This is a genomic window from Pseudoalteromonas sp. A25 (assembly GCF_009176705.1).
Classification (GTDB): domain Bacteria; phylum Pseudomonadota; class Gammaproteobacteria; order Enterobacterales; family Alteromonadaceae; genus Pseudoalteromonas.
The window spans coordinates 2,929,803-2,952,198 of the sequence record NZ_AP021846.1 but is presented as its reverse complement, the minus strand read 5'-3'; the positions used below and the strand labels follow the sequence as shown (position 1 = coordinate 2,952,198).

Below are 22,396 nucleotides of genomic sequence, written 5' to 3'. Positions count from 1 at the left end.
GTATTGAAAGCATGGACGGTACATTAATACAAGTGACAGCACCCACACTGTGAAGGTTCATAATAAGCTAGGTTCATAACTAGGTGGAAGCGTGTCAGAGTAAAAAGCATGCTGATAGATTGGCTGTATTTTGACCAAGTGTATAGTAATGAGGCGGGGTATTTATGTTTGTTTAAAAACGTGAGTATTGAGGTGAATTTTTTTGTAACTATAATGTAAATTAATTTTATTTTAAGACTGAGTAATGAGCCACTCATAAGCATCATGCTCATTAAAAAAGCTTTTGATGTTTAAAGCGTGTCTTTGTGCAAATACATCAATTAAATCGCTTTTGAAATCGGCGGGTGTGATAACACGAGCAATATAGAAATGATTAAAGAGTCGGGCAATCATTTTAAGTACTTTTATGACGTCACTGCCACTGTAGTCTAAAGTCAGTTGTGTTCCGTTCAATATGAGCTTATCAATTTTGGCAATTTTTGCTGCTTTACCAATGGTTTGGTACATATTTTTGATATCACTTTTAGAACCACAACCTTGTGCAACTACCAATATGTAACCAAGATTGTGATAGATATCTACAGAATAAGAAAATGCTTTTTTTTGTGACGTATTGCTCATTTTATCTCGAAGGAGAGTCGTTCTTCTTAAGGTTTAGTTGATGTCAAAACGTCCAGCAAGTTTTAACTGTTTTAAGGGGCTAGTAGAGCTGACATTCTCTTCTTTGTTGCTATTAGGTTGGCATTGAATTCTCCACTTTAGACTTTTAGTTCTAAATTTCTAAGATGATTTTTTTGTGTTTTTTTAGTTAATTTTATATTGCATTTTGTTGTTCGGTTGTTTAGTTTGTACCTCTATCAGGGTGTTAACGCCTTGTAAGCAGAACTCTGCATCGGAGCTTTTTACGCATTGGACCGCGATAAATAACAACAGTAAAGGTCAACGTAGGATAATCATAATGAACAAACAATTTGCCCTCAGTGCGTTAGCAATCTCATTACTTGCAACCAGTAGTATGTCTGCAACTGCAAGTGACTCAAAAACATACATCGTAAAGCGTAATAACCTCAAAGCGATTGCACAGTCTACTTTGGCTGGCGCAGATAATATACAAAGGGTATTACAGGATAATAAGCTAGATACGTTATCAAAAACATCTTTTGCTGAGGTGTCAACAATCACGCTTAACCAGCAGCAAGTTGAAATGCTTAAACGCTCAGGGCAGTTTGATTATATTGAAGAAGACTTTGAGTATGAAATGCTTTCTAACGCTCAGGTCAGTCCTTATGGTATTGCACAGGTTCAGGCAAATTTGCTCTCTGATGCGAATGCTGATCTGTTGAAAGTATGTATTATTGATTCAGGTTACGACCTTGGTCATCCAGATTTACCACAAAATGCAACCGGCTTTGCTGATGCAGAAGTAGGAGTGTGGTATCGCGATGGCTCAGGCCATGGCACGCATGTAGCGGGTACCGTCGCAGCGGTCAATAATAGTGAAGGCGTGGTTGGGGTGTTACCCAGCGATAAAGTTGCCATTCATGCGGTGCGTGTATTCGATGACAATGGCAAAAAAGGCTACAACTCCCGAATAGGCCGTGCTGTCGATAATTGTGTTGAAAATGGCGCGAATGTGATCAACATGAGTCTAGGTGGTGCAGGTAAAAGCCAATATTTAGAGGAGCGTTTAAATGCGGCATACGACAAAGGCGTACTGTTGATAGCGGCTGCGGGTAATGGTGGCGATAGTTCACTGAGTTATCCAGCCAGCTATGACAATGTGATGTCGGTTGCAAATATCGACGAGCAACGCCAAAAGAACGAGTCATCTCAATATAACGCGCAAGTAGAAATTTCAGCTCCAGGAACTGAAGTTTTGTCAACCGTGCCAAGGGGGACGGGTATCGTTGCGAGCATCAGTGGATTGGGTCAAGCTTTTGAGGCTTCAGGTATGACCCATTCAGTTGAAGGGAACGTAACGGCATCATTGGTGGATTGTGAGCAAGGATTAGCGCAATGTACAGCGCCGGCAAGTATCTGCTTAATTGAACGTGGTGGTGCGTCATTTGCCGACAAAGCAAAAAATTGTCAAGCGGGCGGCGGGGTAGCTGCGGTCATTTATAATAATGTTGCTACAAGCTTTTCAGGCACTTTAGGCGATGCAAACCATGGGGTGACTATTCCGGTATTAGGTATGTCAGGAGACGCGGGCGCAGCATTAAAAGGCTTATTAAAACAACAGGTTAATGTGCAGCTTGAGGCCATTTCGGATTATGATAAAAAGTCGGGTACATCAATGGCAAGCCCCCATGTTGCTGGTGTTGCAGCATTGGTATGGAGCAACCATACCCAGTGTAGTAACGTTGAGATCCGCCAAGCTCTCACTGCAACTGCAATCGATTTAGGTGATGCGGGACGTGACCACAAGTTTGGCTATGGCTTAGTGCAAGCAAAAGCGGCATCAGATTATTTAACCGCAAATGGCTGTGGTGGTGGCAGCAAAAATCAGCTACCCCAAGCGGCGTTCTCGGTATCATGTGAGGCATTAAGTTGTCAATTTGATGCTGGTACGAGCGTTGACCCAGATGGCCAAATAACCGCGTATGAATGGCGAGTAGATGGTCAAGCATACTCTGGTGCCGTTGCAGCGCATGTATTCTCACAAGCGGGCAGCTACCAAGTTTCTTTAACTGTGACTGATAATCTGTCTGCAACCGCTAACGCTGCGAAAACTATCACTGTTTCTGATGACAGTACTGGTGGTGACTGTCAGGGTATTGCCCCTTGGTCAGCAACACAAGTTTACACATCACGCGGTACGTTAGTATCTTATCAAGGTAAGAAATATCGCAACAACTGGTGGAATATAAACAAAAACCCAGCGCAGCACTCTAATGTAGGTAATAGTTGGAAAGTATGGACAGATCTTGGCGTTTGTAACTAATATCAATGTGTTACTTCGGTTTTCATTTTTAAGGAACTAAAACTTATGTTAGTTGGGTTAAAATTTTTTTAGAACATATCACTAACTAAATTTTGCCTTGCTATCGATAAAGTTTTGGCTCCCTGCGTGAAGATGGAACTTTGAATTAAGTAAATCAGCCGACCTAGAGCGTTGATGCTCTTAAACAAGAAAGCCCGATTTTGATCGGGCTTTCTCGGTTTTGCGAAAACTAAGGAAGTTTAAATTCAAGAAGCGGCTTTAAATATGGTTCACTTTTGAATGCATTAATGGTGCTGAGTTTTACTATTGATGAAGTCGGTAATAGAAAACAAAATGCCAGACACCACAAACGTCATGTGTATGGCGACTTTCCAAAAAAGTTGGTCTTCTGTATAGCTTCGCCAATCAATAAAAACCTTCAACAGTTCAATGGTTGATATGGCAACAATGGCACTGATCAACTTTATTTTGAGTCCTGAAAAGCCCACTTTACCCATCCAAGACGGGCGATCCTCGTGCTGGTTGATATTTAACTTTGAGACAAATGTTTCGTAGCCGCTGAATATAATAATGATAAGCAAACCGGCCAATAAAGCGGTATCAACTAACGTTAAAATATTGATCAGCATTTGCCCGTTGGTGGCATTGAGCGTGTTGAGTACCATAACACCGAGCAGTTTAAAAAACTTAATGAGTAACAATATAATGGCGACAAACAACCCTGCAAATAAAGGCGCAAGTAGCCACCTGCCAGCATAAATCATTCTTTCGAAGTTAGTTTCTATTTTCTCTCTCATGGTGCTCTCACTATATGTTAGATAGCAGCAATATAGGCAAAAACACGCCTAATTTATAGCGCTATTTTGCCCGTCTAATAATTACTCTACCGGGAGTGTGTGCTACGGCTGAATAAGTATGCGCAATTGTTCGTGCCCCGTCTGTGGGGCACTGTAAGAATGGCTTAGTTTTGGGTTGTGTATTTAAGTACTTTGCCGTCTTTCATAACAAAGCGGACATTTTCTAACGTATTGATTTTATTTAGTGGGTCATCGTCTACAGCGATGATATCGGCTAAATACCCTTCTGATATTTTGCCAATTTCAGGGTTTTTTAACAGTGCAGCACTGTTGATTGTGGCCGATTGTATTGCTTGCAGTGGTGTCATGCCAAATTGCACCATGCGAGAGAATTGCTTGGCGTTGTCACCATGAGGGTAAATGGCTGCATCGGAACCAAAGACCATATTTAAACCCGCTTTAACAGCACGTCGAAAGCTTTCTCTTTGCGCTGTAGAGACTTGTTTTTCTTTGTTGATATTTTCTTCTGGTACGCCATTGGCTTCGCCAAATGCTAGGGTATATTCCGTATTGTAAATATCGCAAGATAGGTAAGTACCATGTTGTTTTGCAAGGGCTATGGCTTCATCGTCCATAAAACTACAGTGCTCTATACTATCGATCCCAGCTCTAATTGCGGCCTTAATACCATTGGTACCATGGGCATGAGCAGCGATGATTAAACCTCTTAAGTGTGCCTCTTCTGCTGCGGCTTTGAGCTCTTGTTCGCTAAATTGTTGTACTCCGACTTTAGTACCTTTTGAGAATACCCCGCCTGTTGCACAAATTTTGATGGTATTGGCGCCATACTTAATGTTTTCGCGAACTTTGGCGCGCACTGCCCACGGTCCGTCGGCCACACCACCTGATACGGCTTTTTTTTCTGGCGCACTGAAGTTGTCGTCGCAATGGCCACCGGTAATGGAAATAGAATAGCCAGCACTGTAAATTCGCGGTCCATCGATTTCCCCTGCGTTGATAGCATCGCGAGTGGCAATGACGCTGTAGCCCGGAGCACCCAAATTACGTACTGTGGTAAAGCCTGCCATTAAGGTTGTGTGGGCATTTTTTACTGCTTTAACTGTTTTTCTAGGTATCGAGTAGTTTTGTGCTGCCAAAAAGTTGTCCGCAGGGTCGCTGGTTAAATGCACATGCATATCCATCAGGCCTGGCAGCAGGGTTTTATCGCTTAGGTCAATAATTGTGGCACCTTGAGGTGACTTTATGTCACCTTGCTTGGCAACTCTTACAATGCGGTTGTCTTCAATTAGTAAGCTTGGGTTAGTAAATTTTTTGCCGGTTTCAACGTCGATATAGGCTTTTGCATTGATGATTGTGGTTTGTCCGTGCGCATAGCCACAGATGAATAGTAGTGAGGTCAGTGAGTTCAATAAAGCGTTTTTCATTTTATCAGTCATTTCTATTGATGGTTGACTGAGTATTAAGCATTCCTAGCAAAGCTGCGAGCCGCATGCGACAAAATAACGTTATTGAGCAGCTTTACTTATCTGGGGTTAAGGCAATTTACTCAGTTAGTTGCCCGATACTTGCTCTGGGTATTTAGCCATTTCTTTATCAAATAAAGCGATTATATTGTTAAGTTCTATATCGATATCATGTTTGATATAGCATGGCGGCATGATCACGAAGGTCTTTGTTCTATAGTCCAGTGCCATAGGAACAATGGGCACATTGGCTGATTTGGCAATGTATATAAAACCACTTTTCCATCGCGATGTTTTTTTGCGTGTGCCCTCAGGTGCAATACCTAAAATTAATGAATCAGATTGCTTGAATGCATCACTAACTTGTTCAACTATGCCGTGATTATGGCTGCGCTCTACCGGGATCCCGCCAAGCTTTTTTAAAAGCCAGCCTAGGGGACCTATAAAAATACTATGCTTACCCAAAAACTTAATCTTTACCCCTAAACTCAGCTTTACGGCAATAGCGATAAAAAAATCCCAATTTGAAGTATGAGGGGCGACGGCTGCAACAAATTTACGCTGAGCAGGAAAGGTGCCGTCAATACGCCACCCCAATACTTTTAATACCAACATGCCTAACATGCGGGGTAAAGCTCCAGATGTTCTGGGGATCTGTTCGGGAATATTTTTCATCGATGTTTACTCTAGCTGTTTAAGGTTCCTTGGTGTGCGTCATTCCGAGGATCACTTTTGCCACGTCCATCAAGTATACATCTTCGAGCAATCCTATCACGTCATTCCAACGCGGATTGTACTCGTTGTTTTCCCAGCGTCGCAGTGTTCGCTCTTCTATTCCATAACTCGCGGCTGATTCGGCTTGGGTGAACCCCCTGCATTTTCGAGCAAACTTTAAGATATCGGCCCCTTTGGGGGTTTTATGTGTGTCAGTATTTATGTGTGAGAGCATAATTCATAGTTTCCTTCATTTATTACGCAACGCTGCTATTTTTCAGTGAAAAGCGTTATAACTTAATGTATAATCCAACGCTAAATACGCATTAATCGAAGCAGGAAAGGAATGCTTGATGTTTGTTTTGCGTATTTTTTTGAATTTTAGATCTAAAAATTACGCATTTCAAATGTTATTTTGGTTTTTACATCACTTTTTATTTGATCGGTGTCATGAAACGCGAAATTTTTTACTCTTAAAAATAAGGGAAACTTTGATATGTCTGAAAACTATAGCGGTAAGAGTGTAAGTAATGATGCCGATGGTGCGTCATTCTCTACGCGTGTTGAGCAAGCCATTAAGCCAGACAGTATTCGCACCTTTGCGTCAAAAATTGGTGTTTCAGAAGGTACACTGCGTAGAATATTAAAAGGTGAAGATCCAAAACTGAGTGTTATCGAGCGCATTGCTGAGCACGCGAGTGTTGATTTTATGTGGTTAGTTAAAGGCGTAGGCGATGCGTCAGGTAGTAATTATGAGTCACCTTTATTGAGTCAGCGGGTAGTTAGTGTTGATGAGTTTGAAGAAGAGTTTATTTTAGTACCTGGTTATCATATTTCCGTTAGTACCGGTCACGGCGCATTTAATGGCACTGCGCGTATTGAGCGACACTTGGCGTTTAGAAAAAAGTGGGTTGATTATAAAGGTCTCGATAAAAGTCAGTTAGCGGTTGTTTTTGCAAAAGGCGACTCTATGGAACCGACTATCCATAACAACAACACCATTTTGGTTGATTTGTCGGATAAAAAGCTCAGTGAAGGGTTAATTTATGTGGTGCGCCTTGGTGAAGAGCTTTATGCCAAACGCTTACAACAGTATCTAGATGGTTCAGTGCGCTTGATAAGTGATAACAAAGAATATGTTGATCAGCACATCCAGCCACATGAGCTTGAGCAGTTAGAGATCATTGGCAAAGTAGTGTGGATTGGAAAAGATCTCGCGTAATAAAATGGTGTGCCATTTGGCACACCAGCACTGGGGTTGCTAAAGTTTATATTTATAGATGTACAATGCTATCTGCATTACCATCTGGATCGCCGATTGCTCTGCCATCAGTACTTGGGTTACCGTTGCTCATCATAATAACGGCACAAGCGGCGGGTGAAGCCATTGAAGTACCAGACATAGTCGTCGTACCGCCACCACTGCGCGTTGATAAAATACCCACACCTGGTGCGGCATAATCTACAGGTGGATTCCCATAGTTAGAAAAGCTTGCAAAGTTGTCATTAGAGTCGGTTGCCGAGATAGTATAAACTCGATTGTGTGACGCGCTTGCAGGCGATACATTGCCAGCGTGCTGACTCTCATTGCCAGCCGCAACCACAAAGAATGCTCCTGATTGTTGCGCTGCGTTCTCAACTGCATCGTTTAACTCTTGGTTAAAACCGCCACCTAAACTCATGTTTGCGCAATCTCCAGCACTTGCATTGGCTGCAACGTGGTCGATACCCGCTAACACGCCAGACCAACTACCTGAGCCTCGTGAGTCTAACACTTTTACAGGCACAACAGCGGCACCCGCTGCTACACCGACTACATCAATGTTGTTGTCAATGGCAGCGATAGTGCCAGCTACGTGTGTGCCGTGACCATTACCATCATCCATACCCGCGTCACGACCTTTGTTGAATGCAGAGAAACCTTTACTTGTGTCTACATTTAGATCAGCGTGATCTAGATCGATACCTGTATCTAATACCCAAGCTGTATATTGGCTACCATCAACGGGTCCCCCTACACGTGTTACGCTCCAAGGCGTTTGTTGTGCTTGGTTACCACCGCCACCAGGCTTGCCTTTTGCTGCAGGACTTGCGTGTACAATGCCATCAGGTGTAAAGCGCATCACATCAGCGTTACCTGAAAAAGCAACTTTTGCTTTGTCGCAGCTCATATTTACAGCCATTCCTTTAATACTGTTTTTATAAATATGTTTAGCTTGCGCATTGGCTTTTGCAACCATGCCGCGCGCTTTTCCCTCAACATCAAACTTTGAAATACCATCGTTGAATCGCACGATACAGGTGTTGGCTATTTCAATATCAGCAGCAGCACCTTGGTAACTTGGTTCTTGAGCAAACGTACTTGTGCTGCTAATTGCAAAGGCGATAGACAAAGTAAGAAGAGATTTTTTCATCATGTTGTTCCTATTTATAATTATTAGATTGTTAACCTTTTTGTAAAGGTTGCAACAAAGTTAGCCTTTAATTAACAGTTGTCAAAGTTGAAATGAAGAAAAAGTGCATATTTCCCTTAGTGGGTGCATAAATGATTTTTCTTAGCATTTTTATTGGGTAGATATTCCATTACTGTGAGCGATGCTGCTTTTATTATGCTTATTGGTTGCCTTTGTGCATCGTCAAGTTTAAGTGGTTAAAGCCGGATAATTCTTAAAAATGGTACAACCCACTGCCCGACATGAAGCGTCAGACCGCTGTTTGTGTTACTCGGTTTGCAACAGTGAGAGCGCTAAGTTTTTAGTTGATTAAGCGTAACGACCACGCCTTCTTTAAATAACCTCAGCTGCACATAATACCAATTTTATTAATACATTGATCATTCTAGCGAGCTAAATAACCTCAGCTGCACATAAGAGAATTTGCCCAATAAAGCTATTTAGCTCACTATCAAGGCATTGGATATTGAAGGGGTTGCAATGTCTCTCTTGTGAACTATCAAAACTCTTATCCGCAGCTGAGGTTAAATAGATAGTATGTTGTGTGGTTGCTAAGAAGTTGGTAGTTTGTCAACTTGCGTCATCACATTGAGAAGAATAACAATGAAAAAACGACTATTAAGTTTGTGTGTCTTGTTCGCCAGTTATACCAATGCAACATCTTTGGCCAGCAATGTAGATAATGATATGGCCAAGCTTGAATCACTATACTTGCATCTACACCAAAATCCTGAGTTGTCATACCATGAGAAAAACACCGCCGCGCGTTTAGCGAAAGAGTTGAAGCAACTAGGTTTTGATGTGACTGAGCATGTGGGTGGACACGGCGTAGTGGGGTTACTCAAAAACGGCGATGGGCCCACGGTGATGATCAGAGCTGATACAGATGGTCTGCCTATTGTTGAGCAAACAGGAAAGCCTTACGCATCAAAAGTAAAAACGCTTGATAACAACAATAATGAAGTGGGAGTGATGCATGGCTGCGGTCATGATATTCATATGACAAGCTTTATTGGAGCTGCCAAACAACTGGTTGCATTGAAATCAAACTGGCAAGGAACCTTAATGATGGTTGCTCAACCTGCCGAAGAGGTTGGTGCTGGCGCCAAAGCCATGCTCAAAGAAGGGCTGTTTAGCCAGTTTGCCAAACCGGATCATGTTTTAGGACTGCATGTGAGTGCTTCAGTGCCTGCTGGAAAAGTCGCAATAGCACCTGGCTATGCATTGGCGAATGTAGACTCGGTAGATATTACTGTTAAAGGTAAGGGAGGGCATGGTGCTTATCCTCATACCACGGTGGATCCAGTTGTCTTAGCATCGCGTATCGTCCTTGCACTGCAAACCATTACGAGTCGGGAAATATCTCCGTTACAGCCATCGGTTATTACTGTGGGCTCTATTCATGGTGGTTCTAAACACAATATCATCTCTAATGAAGTTAAATTGCAGTTGACTTTGCGTTCCTATGATCCACAAGTAAGAGAACAGCAAATTGCGACGATTAAGCGCTTGACCAAAGGAATAGCACTTAGCGCGGGACTACCCGATGAAATGGCGCCGCTTGTTTATGTTCACGAAGAAGAAACAATCCCTTCTACCTATAATGATCCCGTACTTGCTGGACGCGTCACGCAGGCAATCAAAAATGAGCTAGGTGAAAATAATGTCTGGAAATCAGAACCCGTAATGGCTGGTGAAGATTTTGGATTGTATGGCCTAACAGATGAAGATGTGCCGATCACGATTTTTTGGTTAGGTGGGGTTGAACCGATGTTGTATGAAAAAGCGCAAAGCAGTGGCGAAACTTTACCTTCATTGCATTCAAGTAAATTTGCGCCCGATTATGCTAAAACCATCCATACGGGTGTCAGAGCGATGACCGCCAGTGCGTTAGACCTATTTAATGTTAACCGTGAATAAAGCAAATTGATTGATACTTGGCGTTACTTTCACTGGCCACAATTTTGTGATCACCAGTGAAAGTGCTTTGTAAAAGCGGTATTGAGAAATACCTAAATTCAGGCGCCTTCTAAGCCTTTAAGCATTTTAAAAATTGCTAAAAAGGCACAGGCGCTTCAAAGGTCATTAATTGTTCCGTTTGTGGGTGGCGAATTTGCAGCATTTCGGCATGCAGTTGTAATCGAGGTGCGGCTGCAAGGGCCTCGTCTTTGGCATATAGCCTATCACCTAAAATAACATGGCCTAGCGAGAGCATGTGAACACGCAGTTGGTGCGAGCGACCGGTGATTGGCGTGAGCTTTACTCGGGTTGCATGCGCTTCATAATTTAATACTTCAAAATGTGTCAAAGACGGCTTGCCTGATTCATGGCAAACCATTTGCTTTGGCCTATTCGGCCAGTCACAAATCAGTGGCAAATCTACCGAACCGCTTTGTTGTTCAAGTTTGCCGTACACACGAGCAATGTAGTGCTTTTTGGTTAGCCTATCTTGAAACTGAATACTTAAAAAGCGGTGTGATTCTTTACTCATCGCAAGGCAAAGCACACCAGAAGTGGCCATGTCTAAACGGTGTACGATACGAGCGGTGGGGAACACCGTGTTCACTCTGCTAATTGCACTATCGGCATGTTTTGGATCTTTGCCCGGTACCGTCAATAAACCACTGGGTTTGTTTATCACCAGCATATAATCATCTTGGTACAAAACGTCGAGGTAGGGGTCGCGCGGCGGCGCATAGTTTAACAGCACAATGAAGCCCTTTGAGTCTTTCAGCACGCTATTTTAGCGGCGTTTTGTTTATAAGCAAAGTGGTGCTAAAAAATGGCCAAAAATGAGACATCACTTTTGGCCATTTAAAAGAGTTAGTCGTGAGTTACGACTATTAAACGGATCGCATCAAGCTTGAGCTGAGCTTTGGAGATATGGCTCGTTAATTCGGTGCGTTGTTTATCAAATACTTTGATCTCTTCATCTCGAATATTTGGGTTGATGGTTTTGAGTGCCACCAAGCGACTTTGCTCATCGTTCATCACATCGAGCATTTTTTGCTGGGCGTGTGCTTGAATACTATCAAGTTCGTTAGATGCCAACTCGTTCGCTTTGGTGATCAGGGGGTGAATAGCGCTTTGTAATGCATTCGCTAATTTGCTAGCTGTTTGGCGTCCAACAGCCGATAACTGGCTGTTAAATGCATCGAATGCAACGTTTGCTGCCAAGTTGTTACCCGCTTTGTCTAATAGAATACGAATAGGGGTTGGTGGTAAAAAGCGACCTACCTGCAGTGCCTTAGGAGCCGAAGCTTCTGCAATAAAAATTAGCTCAACAAAAAAAGTACCAACAGGAAGCTTTTTATTCTTAAGAAGGGCTACTGATGCACTACCAAAATCATCATCACAGATCATATCCATGGTGCCCTGTACCATCGGGTGATCCCAGCTAATAAAATGGGCATCTTCTTGTGATAAAGCCGTTGCGCGGTCAAACGTGACTGTAATGCCATCGTCTTTTAAGCAAGGAAATGACGGGTTAAGCATATGCTCGGTAGGCTTTAAGATGATGGTGTTTTCACCTTTATCTTCTTGTGAAACACCAAAAATATCAAACGCATTGATCATGTATGCAGGGAGTACAACATCATCATCAAGCAGCTCGATTTCGCTCACTAGTTTTTCGGCTTTACCTTGGCCGCTTGAGTGCAGCTCTAATAGTCGGTCACGGCCTTGCTCCATTTGAGAGCGCAGTACGCGATTTTGCTTGGCTACTTGCTCAAGTAATGGGTCTAGGCTTTCTTCATCGCAATTGTGTTCACTAATTAGCTCTAACAGCTCTTCAGAGAACTCTTTATACAATAGTTGCCCTGTTGTGCTGGTGGTTTCAAATGCATCTAAGCCCTCTTGATACCAACGCAGTAATACCTCTTGCGCCGTATTTTCAAAGTAAGGTACGTGAATATTCACGTCAAACTTTTGCCCAATACGGTCAAGGCGGCCGATGCGTTGTTCAAGCAAATCAGGATTCAGCGGCAAATCAAATAGCACTAGGTGGTGCGAAAACTGAAAGTTGCGGCCTTCTGAACCAATTTCTGAACACAGCAAAACTTGCGCGCTGTCATATTCATCAGCAAAAAAGGCTGCGGCTCTGTCACGTTCAACAATCGACATGCCTTCGTGGAATACGGCTGCTTTAATAGCTTCTCGTTCACGCAATACTTGTTCTAAGCTAATCGCTGTTTGTGCTTGTGCGCAGATCAATAAAACCTTTTCATGTTTAAGCGATTTTAAGGTGTCAATTAACCAATTTACACGCGGATCAAATGCGGTCCAGCCACTGCCTTCCCCCTCAAATTCTTGGAAAATCTTTTCTGGAAAGAGGGCTCTTAATGCTGATTTTTCAGCACTTTGAATTCCGCCCATGCTGCCGAGCACAGACATGGCCGTTTTATACTGCTTAGGGAGCTCAACGGGGTAGCTATGTAACTTACGCCCTGGATATCCTTCAATGCCACTGCGGCTATTTCGGAATAAGATCCGGCCTGTGCCATGGCGGTCTAACAACATTGATAAGATCTCTTGCTTTGCCGACTCATCACCGCCCTGCGCATCAGATAGTAAGCTTGAAATATCGGTTTCTTTTAATAACTCGATAATTGTTGCTTGGCCCTTGTCATCCAGCGCCCCATCATGCAACAGTTGATTGGCTGCCTCAGCCACTTCTTTGTAGTGGCTTTCTTCTTCTACAAACTTATCGTAATCGTAGAAGCGGTCAGGGTCGAGAAGCTGCAGGCGCGCAAAGTGGCTATAGTGGCCAAGTTGGTCTGGTGTTGCGGTTAATAAAATGAGGCCTGGGATATCTTGGCTTAACTCCGCCATGCGCAAGTATTCAGTGCTCGGCTTGTCTTTGGTGACGGTCAGGTGATGTGCTTCATCAATCACCAAAAGGTCCCAATCAGCTAGAGTGGCTTGTTCAAACCAGCGGCGCTTTTTGGTTATAAATTCTAGGCTAACTAAAACGAGTTGTTCGGTATCAAACACATTGGGTGAGTCGGCAAAGGCTTCATCGCAGCGCTCTTCATCAAAAATAGAAAAACGTAAATTGAAGCGGCGCAGCATTTCCACAAGCCATTGATGTTGCAAATTTTCTGGCACCACAATAAGCACGCGATTGGCACGGCCAGTCAAAATTTGCTGGTGCAAAATCATACCGGCTTCAATGGTTTTACCAAGACCTACCTCATCTGATAGCAGCACGCGAGGCGCAAATCGCTTACCGACTTCATCAGCGATATATAACTGGTGGGGGATCAGGCTTGCACGTTGCCCAACAACACCTTTTAAATGAGACTGTTGGCGATTAAATTGATGCTGCCAAGTTTGATAACGCAACGTATAACGGTCAAAACGGTCAACTTGCCCGGCAAATAACCTATCTTGCGGTTTATTAAACTTTATAAAGTGGTCAAGAAAAGTTTCTTTTAATGAGGTTTTTTCTTGCGTATCGAGACGAATACCGTGATAGCAAAGCAGATCACCTTGTTGCTCAAGCGTTTCTACTTGTAATTCCCACTCTTCAACATGGCGAATAACATCGCCTGGGTTGAATACGACTCGCGTAACAGGTGCTTCTTGCATTGAATACACGCGATTTTCTCCACTGGCGGGGAACAATATAGTGACTTGGCGACCCTCTAAAGCCACGATGGTACCTAATCCTAAATCTGACTCAGTATCACTGATCCAGCGCTGACCTAAGGAAAAATTCATGTTTGTCTCGTCTTAGCAGAAAAAAGGCGGCTATGTTAACCGTTCGCTTGGCGTTGTTCAATCTTGTTTATTGATACTGAATGTGCCTATAAAAGACTATTTATTTTAAAAGCTAAGAGTCTCGCTGTTTGTTTGATTAGTGAGCAGTTAGCTGTCATGAAACAGACTTTTATGACAAATAGACTAAACTTGGATTATAGCCATGCAAATTGTTGGCATTGCCTACAAATGTATTGGGTATAGCATATTTAATTGCAAACGACAGGAATGCGCTATGGGAAAAGATCAAGACCTAGACAGAAAAGTGTACGTACTTGACACCAACGTACTACTTCACGAGCCCCTCGCTTATCTTTCCTTTCAAGAACATGACGTGGTAATTCCCATGACAGTACTTGAAGAGCTAGATCACATTAAAGATAGAAAGCGCGATGTTAGTCGTGACGCCAGAATCGCTATTCGTAGCCTTGACGATGTACTAAAAGATGCCTCCCCCGAACAAATGCTAGAAGGAGTGAGATTACCCAGTATTCAATCTGATAAAGAACATGGTCCACTTGCACGAGGCAAGTTGGTTATTGTGAATGATCATTTATTTCCTGATAGCATTTCAGGGTTACCAGGTAACGAGAATGACCATCGTATTATTAACTGTGCGGTGCGCTTACAAAAACAATATAGTGAGAAGAAGGTTGTTTTAGTTACTAAAGATATCAATATGCGACTTAAAGCCAAGGGAGCAGGGCTTAAGTTTGTAGAGGACTATCGTACCGATCAGTTAATTGATGACATTAAGTTACTCAGCACTGGCTTTTTAAAGATCAGTGGTGATTTTTGGCAAAATGTAGGCGAATGCACTTCGCAGCAGCAAGGTCGTTACACTTTGCACCACGTACCTAAAGCGCTGCTGCCTGACGTATTTTGCAATGAGTACCTCATTGATGATAGTGAGCACTTTGCAGCGCGAGTGGATAGCTATGATGATGAACATATTACCTTGAAAGATTTAAGCCGAGAGCGCTTAATGCACCAAATGGCATGGGGAGTAAAACCAAAGAATATTTATCAAGGTATGGCGCTAGATGCACTATTAGACCCTGATATTGAGTTAGTTATTCTTACAGGGCCTGCCGGTTGCGGTAAAACGTTGCTAGCATTAGCAAGTGCGCTTGAAATGATTATTGAAAAAGGTATTTACGATAAAGTCATTGTGACGCGTAATACACCTGAGATTGCTGAAAGCATCGGGTTTTTGCCCGGGACTGAAGAAGAGAAAATGGCACCTTGGCTTGCGGCTATTACCGACACTTTGGAGGTATTACATAAAAATGACGAAAGTCCTATATCTAGCCGAAACTATATTATGGAAAAAGCCAACATCCAATTTAAATCCGTAAACTTTATGCGAGGGAGAAGTATTCAAAACGCGGTTGTTATTTTAGATGAAAGTCAAAACTTGACCGCATCACAGTTGAAAACAATCATTACGCGCTGTGGTGAGGGCACTAAGTTAATATGCACGGGTAATTTGGCGCAAATTGATAGTAATTATCTAACGCCGGTTACATCAGGTTTAACCTACTTAGTTGAGCGTTTTAAACACTTTGAGGGAAGTGCCACAATTAATTTAAATGGCGTAGTACGTAGTCGTTTAGCGTCATTTGCAGAAGAAGACTTATAGTCAATAAACACTTGCAGGCTGCAACATTGCAGCCTGCTTTGAACTACTTTTAATAGACAATCCTTTCATTACTGGTAATGTTTCTGCCTAATAAACAATAAGAACTTTGGCTGCAATGGACGAGACGCAAGACTTTATTCCGCTAAAAAAATATCGAAGAGCTGCTTTGGCGGGGTTATTTATGTCGATATTTGTCGCTGGATTTTTATGTTTACACTTATACCACATTAAGCTAAATCGAGCTTTTTTAGAGCACCAAGCTTATTATCAGGCCATTGACTCTCAGGTGAAGCAAAAGTCGGCGCAGGCCAGCAATGTAATTGACAATATTTTCACCAGCATTGAATTGCCACTGAGTTATCAGTTTGAAGAATCTATTTTGCAAACGCTCGATAAAACAGGTAGTTATTATCATAAACTTGCAGCTGATGGAGGTGAAGTTGTGGTTCGCAGAACTTTACAAAAGGATGCGAGTGTGCCCGATAATTGGCAGCAAATACTTGCGCTGGGACCTGCATTCAATACTGCTTTATCACTCATCCCTTCGCTAGATGCCATCGCTTATGTAAAAGAAGGGCAATTTGCCTTTGTTCGACGAAGGAACGCCGATACTAGCCATCTACTCAGCGCCATGCTCGACGGCGAATTAGCCCCTGACTTTTCAAAATATAATCTCAGCAGCAGTCAGCGAGTAAAAATCGAAGATAAGTATTATTTTAGTGTTGCAAAGCAAAGTGGCGATGCAAAGGGTGAATATGCGATGTTGGTGTACGACAGTGAAGATATCGCGGATTGGTTAAACGAGCTGACGGTAGAGCATGTTAAGGTGAGCTTGTTAAACTCTGATAAACGCAGTTTGCTCAATGATGAATACATAGAGCTGAGGCCAAAAAATAATACCAGCAATGCTATTCCATGGTTAGGTGGTGTGCAGTTGTATTCGCTGCGAGGTTATGGGCCCATAGATGTGGTGTATGAACAAGATGAGATGCAGTTTATTAAGCCTGTTTTATTTGAGGTATTGCTTGAATTTAGCTTTTTGATGACCTTTATGGTTGCCATTTATGTGTTGTTAAGTTGGTTAGGCAACCGTATTTTTATTCGTCCTGTTAGTTACTTTTTAAACTACCTTACACATCAAGAGCAAACGCCAAAAAGTACTTTTGATTATATTGTCCCTACAGATTGGCAGCCATGGTTCAAAACAGTAAAAAAAGTCATAACTCAAAAGCAAAGCTTGCTTGAGCAATTACAACGCAATAACGAAATATTAGATGAGCAAGTACAATCGCAAAAAAAGGCTTTGTCACGTTCTTTGGAAGCGAAAGAGCGCCAAGCTGCTTTACTAAACACCGTGCTAGATAGTGTCCCTGATCTGATTTATTTTAAAAATATCGATGGTTCGTTTATTGGTTGTAACAAAGCATTTGAACTGTTTTTAGGGATTGAAAAGTCGTCTTTAGTAGGGCGTGAGTTGCATGAAATTACCTGTTTATACCCTGAATTATTGTCACTCGAACAACAAATGCATGAGCAAATGCAAGCCATTACGCAAACCGTTGTGTTAGACGACAAAAGCTACCTGTTAACTCTGAGTCCTTTTTTAGATTCACAAAGAGGGATATTAGGCAGTCTGGGAGTGGCACGGGATATTAGTGCCCAACAACAAGCGATAAAAGCATTACAAACCTCCGAGGAAAACTTTAAAGCTGCCATGGAGTATGCGCCCAATGGCGTTATTTTAGTGTCTCTGGAAAAAGAAGTGTTAGCAATGAATAAAGCGGCACGTCGGTATCTTGAGTGCAGCGGATTTCAGCCAAATATACACTTGTCTTCATTGTTTTCTTCAGATAACTATTTAGCGATTTCTCATATACTGAGCATGTTGCTAAAGAATACTAAAAATGTATTAGAGCTAAGTATTTCTCAAAAGCCACCATACAGTTGGCTGCAGCTAAGTGTATCGCTTGTGTGGGATAAAGCGAAGGTTGCAAAATATTACGTGTTGCATTTGCAAGACATTACAAGCCTAACGCAAGCAAAGCTTGATGCTGAGCGTGCTACTTTAGCTAAGAGTCGCTTTATCGCTAACATCAGTCATGAGATCCGTACGCCTTTAAATGTGATCCAAGGTGTGGTGGGAATAATGAAAAAGCAGTACTGTAGCGAGCAGCATTTAGGGATGTTAGCAAAGGTGGAGCATGCATCACACCAGTTGCTTAGTATGCTTGATAGTATTCTTACATTTGCCAAAGTGGAGCGGCAAAAACAAGCGGTATGTATCGAACCGTTTTGTGTTGCAACATTAATTAAGGATTGCCAAGAGCTGATAGCGCCTTTAAGTGAGCAAAAGCAACTTTCCCTGAGCCTTAAAATTGATGAACGAGTTTGGCCGATATTACAAAGTGATGTAAACAAACTAAAACAAATATTGCTGAACTTACTCAACAATGCGGTTAAATATACGCAAAAAGGGAGTATCACGTTGAAGTTGTCAGTGATCACCGACAATAAAGAGCAGCAGTTAATTCGTTTTTGTGTGGCAGATACTGGTATCGGAATCAAAATCGAGGATCAACAGCGTTTGTTTGATGCATTCACGCAAGGTGATGAGTCTTTATCGCGTCAGCATGAGGGAATTGGTTTAGGGTTGGCGATTGCAAAACATGAAGTCTCACTACTTGGGGGAAGTATTTCATTATCGAGTGAACTTGATAAAGGGAGCGAGTTTTCGTTTTCTTTAAATTTTGACAAGGCAGAATGTGCGATACGCCAAGAACATGCGCCAGTATTGTGGTTGTGTGGCAAAGATAAGGTAAAGCACTTACTTGGCCTGCACGATATTTGCGTTGTACACAGCGCCAATGAAGCCGCACAAGAGCTAGTGAAAAAAGCGTATAAAAGTTTAGTGATTTGTGAGCGCAGCGAAGCGAATGCGCTTGCTCAGTATATGCCTAAACAGGTTGGAAGTTTAAAGCATGTGATCACGACCGATCCTAGCTTTTCTTTACCAACACTGCGTTCAACGACTGTGATGTGTGAACCCGAAATAATGTTTTCGCAAAGTGTTCTTTGCTTTTTAACACATCAGCAAATGACGTCAGAATCGCCTCAAATGCAACAAGAGATATCAGGCTGTTTATGTCTAGTTGTTGACGACAATAGTCTTAACCTTGATATCACCGAGAATATGTTGCGCACATTAGGTGCAAATGTTGTTGTTCTGAATTCTGCGACTAATTTGGTTGATGTAGTAAGTGCGTTGCAGCCTGACATTATATTTATGGACATTCATATGCCGAGTATTGATGGATTTCAAGCAACGCATATGCTCAAAGAAGCACTACCTGAATTTACTAAGCCTGTTGTCGCGCTCACGGCAAATGCTCAGACGAGTGAGCAAGCACAAGCCCTAGAAGTAGGCATGAGTGACTATTTAACCAAGCCAGTGGCACACAACCTGCTTCACCAAACGCTACAGCAATACATCAAGAGTGAGACCTCGTTTTTTGATGGGCAATTAGCGCTTCAGCAAATGATGGGTAATGCTGAGTTATTAAATAAAATGCTTGATAAGTTTGCTAATATGTGTACAGAATATTTACAAAAGGTTGTTGCACAAAATGATGTAGTTAAACTACAAATGATGGCGCACAACATTAAGGGGGCTGCCGGTGGAATTGGTTTTGTTGCATTGTCCAAAGCGGCTATGCAGTTAGAGCAGTATTTAAAGCAAACTAATCAATTACAACAGAGTCACTTGGTTACACAGTTAATGATGCGTTTAACTCAAGCTCGAGAGTATATATTGATGCAGAATAAAGGAAGGTGAATGTTATCTAGTGCCCATGTTCTTGTTGTCGACAGTGACCCTTTAAACAGAGTTGTATTGGAAAACACCCTAAGCGAAGACTGCCAAGTTACGATATGTGACAGCTCGGCGAGCGCATTAGAAATTATTGCTTCACAAAACGTAGATTTAATTATTACGGATATTAGGTTAGTTGATGACAGTGGTGTTTTGTTTTTAGAAAAGTTAAAAGAATCGCCAGCAACCTATATGATCCCTGTCATCATTATATCTTTAAGTAACAGTTACAGTGATGAAGTGAAAGGGCTGCAGATAGGCGCTGTGGATTACATAACCAAACCGTTTAGTCCTTTAATCGTTAAAGCTCGAGTTAAAATTCACCTCGCTCTGAAGCAAAAAAGTGATTTGTTAGAGAAATTAGCATCAATTGATGGGCTAACAGAACTACCCAATCGTCGGTTGCTTGATAAACACTTAGCGCAGCAGTGGCAACTATGTCAAAGTACAGAGCAAAGTTTGGCGTTGATGCTAGTCGATATCGATTACTTCAAAGCTTACAACGACGTGCATGGCTATGCTGGCGGTGATGAGTGCCTAGTAAAGGTGGCACATGCGTTAGAAGAAGTTATTAATCACCGCCAAGGCTTTGTAGCACGTTATGATGGTGTGCGTTTTTGTGTTGTGGTTACAGGGGAGGAACCGGCGCAAGTTGAGTCTCTTTGTCAGGCAATGCATGATGCGGTCGACCAACTATTGCTGCCTCACAAGGCATCTCCGATATGTGCGCACGTCAGTATTAGTATTGGTACAGTGATTGTAAACAGAGACTTTTCTATTGGTATTGCGTGCTGTTTAAAAGCAGCCGACGATGCGTTATCGCAGGCTCACGCTAATCAAGAGCGCATAGTGGTGGTAAGTAACCTCAGCGCTGGATAAGCGAATTTCTTCACGCTCTCAGTATATTCACCTGTGATGGCCCGATCACTCTTATATAAAAACGGCCAGTTTGAAGAAAGCCCCGTGGTCAGATTGTATCCCAGGCAAGTTTTATTGATATTAACTATTTTTGGCCCTTTACGAAGCTGAGGTTAAATAGGTGAGACTGATTATTCCCACCTATTTTCTGCAATAACACTCAGTCATTTTGAGGGACTAAAGGTGACACCAAACGCTTTAAAAACCTTCTCTTTTAGAACAAATAAATCGAGAAACTTTGACCGCTTAGTTAACTAGTTTGGTATTAAAAACGTTATAAAATTTCAGCCATTGCACTTTGGCCAAAGCCAATTAACTTTGAGTCTTTAAAAACAAGCGGCGTACATTCATCTTTGGTGACTTTACCATCTGAGTGCTTACTGTTGGTGCCAAAGTACAATACTTGATAAACGTTATCGCCTTTTTTTACTAATTCAGTAAACTCTGGTGTATCAAACGAATCTAATACACTTTGATAGTCGGCGCCGATACTTAACTTAGCAATTTTCTGGCGATTGTCATGAAAGGTTTTTTCCCAATTACCGTTGTGTTTAGCCCAGCGATGTTCAACTTCGCCGTCTGATACTGCAACAATACAGCCTGAAAGTAATGGGGTTGCAAGCGCAGCAATTAAAAGTAGTTTTTTCATTTTTTATGATCCTTAACAATATTTGTATCTATCTAAGCAAAGTTTTTGCCAAAATGAAAAATGTATTTTGTATCATTACGTTATAGTGTGTTGCTAATTATTTCTATTGTAACAAAAACAAAATATTTAGCTAAATTAACCACTTTTTAGCTTTTTAGACAACAGCTTACTCAACGATGTTTTGAGTATGTCCTTGAACATAGCTTTTGATATTTTGTGTGAGATTTTGCACTAATCTTTCAATGGACTCTTTACTTGCCCACGCAATATGAGGAGTAAGTAGTAAATTATTGCCCTTATAGTTTAGTAAGGGGTTATTACTTTGTGCCGGCTCGTTAGATAGAACATCAACTGCTGCACCGGCAATTTGCCCTTGTTCTAATGCGTTGACGAGTGCTTTTTCATTGACTATGCCACCACGTGCAGTATTGATAAGCACCGCTGATGGCTTGAGCAGCGCAAGCGTGGAGTGTTCAAAAAGGTCTTTGGTCTTGTCATTAAGCGGACAGTGAATGGTAACGATATCTGCTTGTTGCAGCGCGCTTTCAAAGGCGGTGCGTCCGGGTCGTATTGTTTTGCTATGTTGGTGTTCAGCAATGATAACCTGAGCACCAAAAGCACTGGCAACCTTTGCAACTGCTTTGCCTAACGTGCCGTAACCTACAATGACAAAACACTTGCCAGCGATTTCTGTAATTGGGTGGTCCAATCGGCAAAACATATCACTTTGTTGCCAAAGGCCCTGCTCACAGTCTTTTATGTACTGATGTACATTACCCAGCAAATTGCCTAATAGGGTAAAAGTGTGTTGAACAACGGAAGCCGTTGAGTAGCCAGCGACATTGGTGACTGTTACGCCCTGTGCTTTAGCAGCATTGAGATCGATGTTATTAGTTCCCGTTGCCGCTACACAAATAAGCTTTAAGTTTGGCAGTTGAGCAAGTTCTTTTGCATCTAGGCGTACTTTATTAGTGATCACAATATCAGCATGTTGACAGCGTGCTACTACTAGCGCGGGTGGGGTGTTGTCATACGCAGTGAATTGTCCAAACTGCTGGAATGGCGACAGTGAAGTATCAGCAAGGGTCTTTGCATCAAGTAATACAATGTTCATAGTTTTTCCAAAAAATCTTGACCTTGGTGTTAGCTCTAAGGTTTATACTTTAT

The 22,396-nt window shown here is 42.1% G+C and carries 16 protein-coding genes; 6 read left to right on the top strand and 10 right to left on the bottom strand.

All coding sequences use genetic code 11. The features are described 5' to 3' along the window. Window positions 1-231: 231 nt before the first annotated feature. On the bottom strand, window positions 232-621 hold the full coding sequence (locus GDK41_RS12715; RefSeq protein ID WP_152086752.1) for a hypothetical protein: 390 nt from the start codon (window positions 619-621) through the stop codon (window positions 232-234). Window positions 622-958: 337 nt separating this feature from the next. Between GDK41_RS12715 and GDK41_RS12710 the strand changes: the two genes are divergently transcribed. Beyond that, window positions 959-2,944 carry a S8 family serine peptidase gene (locus GDK41_RS12710; protein WP_152086751.1) on the top strand — a complete coding sequence of 662 codons (1,986 nt, stop codon included), beginning with the start codon at window positions 959-961 and terminating at the stop codon, window positions 2,942-2,944. 284 nt (window positions 2,945-3,228) lie between these two features. On the opposite strand, the gene GDK41_RS12705 is transcribed toward GDK41_RS12710, so the two are convergent. The 4 genes from GDK41_RS12705 to GDK41_RS12690 all read right to left on the bottom strand — a co-directional run bounded on the left by GDK41_RS12705 (window position 3,229) and on the right by GDK41_RS12690 (window position 6,174). Continuing rightward, on the bottom strand, window positions 3,229-3,741 hold the full coding sequence (locus tag GDK41_RS12705) for a TIGR00645 family protein (RefSeq protein ID WP_152086750.1): 513 nt from the start codon (window positions 3,739-3,741) through the stop codon (window positions 3,229-3,231). A gap of 164 nt (window positions 3,742-3,905) precedes the next feature. Continuing rightward, window positions 3,906-5,186 carry a Xaa-Pro dipeptidase gene (locus tag GDK41_RS12700; protein ID WP_152086749.1) on the bottom strand — a complete coding sequence of 427 codons (1,281 nt, stop codon included), beginning with the start codon at window positions 5,184-5,186 and terminating at the stop codon, window positions 3,906-3,908. Between the two features lie 126 nt (window positions 5,187-5,312). Next, window positions 5,313-5,900 carry a lysophospholipid acyltransferase family protein gene (locus GDK41_RS12695; protein ID WP_152086748.1) on the bottom strand — a complete coding sequence of 196 codons (588 nt, stop codon included), beginning with the start codon at window positions 5,898-5,900 and terminating at the stop codon, window positions 5,313-5,315. A gap of 19 nt (window positions 5,901-5,919) precedes the next feature. Next, entirely contained in the window at window positions 5,920-6,174 is a 255-nt protein-coding gene (locus GDK41_RS12690; protein ID WP_152086747.1) for a helix-turn-helix domain-containing protein, read from the bottom strand. A gap of 261 nt (window positions 6,175-6,435) precedes the next feature. On the opposite strand from GDK41_RS12690, the gene GDK41_RS12685 reads away from it, so the two are divergent. After that, on the top strand, window positions 6,436-7,161 hold the full coding sequence (locus tag GDK41_RS12685; RefSeq protein ID WP_152086746.1) for an XRE family transcriptional regulator: 726 nt from the start codon (window positions 6,436-6,438) through the stop codon (window positions 7,159-7,161). 52 nt (window positions 7,162-7,213) lie between these two features. Here the strand turns inward: GDK41_RS12685 and GDK41_RS12680 are convergent, their stop codons facing one another. After that, a complete protein-coding gene (locus GDK41_RS12680) occupies window positions 7,214-8,356 on the bottom strand; it encodes a S8 family serine peptidase (RefSeq protein WP_232056460.1) in 1,143 nt (380 codons plus the stop codon). A 639-nt stretch (window positions 8,357-8,995) separates the two neighbouring features. Between GDK41_RS12680 and GDK41_RS12675 the strand changes: the two genes are divergently transcribed. After that, window positions 8,996-10,312 carry an amidohydrolase gene (locus GDK41_RS12675; RefSeq protein ID WP_152086744.1) on the top strand — a complete coding sequence of 439 codons (1,317 nt, stop codon included), beginning with the start codon at window positions 8,996-8,998 and terminating at the stop codon, window positions 10,310-10,312. Window positions 10,313-10,448: 136 nt separating this feature from the next. On the opposite strand, the gene rluA is transcribed toward GDK41_RS12675, so the two are convergent. Both rluA and rapA read right to left on the bottom strand, forming a co-directional pair. Next, window positions 10,449-11,102 (bottom strand): bifunctional tRNA pseudouridine(32) synthase/23S rRNA pseudouridine(746) synthase RluA, encoded by a 654-nt coding sequence (rluA, locus tag GDK41_RS12670; RefSeq protein ID WP_152086743.1) that lies wholly within the window; start codon window positions 11,100-11,102, stop codon window positions 10,449-10,451. A gap of 113 nt (window positions 11,103-11,215) precedes the next feature. Next, entirely contained in the window at window positions 11,216-14,113 is a 2,898-nt protein-coding gene (gene rapA, locus GDK41_RS12665; RefSeq protein ID WP_152086742.1) for an RNA polymerase-associated protein RapA, read from the bottom strand. Window positions 14,114-14,387: 274 nt separating this feature from the next. Between rapA and GDK41_RS12660 the strand changes: the two genes are divergently transcribed. The 3 genes from GDK41_RS12660 to GDK41_RS12650 all read left to right on the top strand — a co-directional run bounded on the left by GDK41_RS12660 (window position 14,388) and on the right by GDK41_RS12650 (window position 20,541). Beyond that, window positions 14,388-15,794, top strand: coding sequence for a PhoH family protein (locus tag GDK41_RS12660; protein WP_152086741.1), 1,407 nt, complete (start codon window positions 14,388-14,390; stop codon window positions 15,792-15,794). A 115-nt stretch (window positions 15,795-15,909) separates the two neighbouring features. Continuing rightward, the gene (locus GDK41_RS12655; protein ID WP_152086740.1) at window positions 15,910-19,626 is read left to right on the top strand and encodes an ATP-binding protein; all 3,717 of its coding nucleotides are present in this window, start codon (window positions 15,910-15,912) and stop codon (window positions 19,624-19,626) included. Continuing rightward, window positions 19,627-20,541 (top strand): GGDEF domain-containing response regulator, encoded by a 915-nt coding sequence (locus GDK41_RS12650; protein WP_152086739.1) that lies wholly within the window; start codon window positions 19,627-19,629, stop codon window positions 20,539-20,541. Window positions 20,542-20,854: 313 nt separating this feature from the next. On the opposite strand, the gene GDK41_RS12645 is transcribed toward GDK41_RS12650, so the two are convergent. Together GDK41_RS12645 and GDK41_RS12640 are read right to left on the bottom strand one after the other, a co-directional pair. Further along, window positions 20,855-21,229 carry a DUF3192 domain-containing protein gene (locus GDK41_RS12645; RefSeq protein WP_152086738.1) on the bottom strand — a complete coding sequence of 125 codons (375 nt, stop codon included), beginning with the start codon at window positions 21,227-21,229 and terminating at the stop codon, window positions 20,855-20,857. 166 nt (window positions 21,230-21,395) lie between these two features. After that, window positions 21,396-22,343 (bottom strand): D-2-hydroxyacid dehydrogenase, encoded by a 948-nt coding sequence (locus GDK41_RS12640; RefSeq protein WP_152086737.1) that lies wholly within the window; start codon window positions 22,341-22,343, stop codon window positions 21,396-21,398. Window positions 22,344-22,396: the final 53 nt, after the last annotated feature.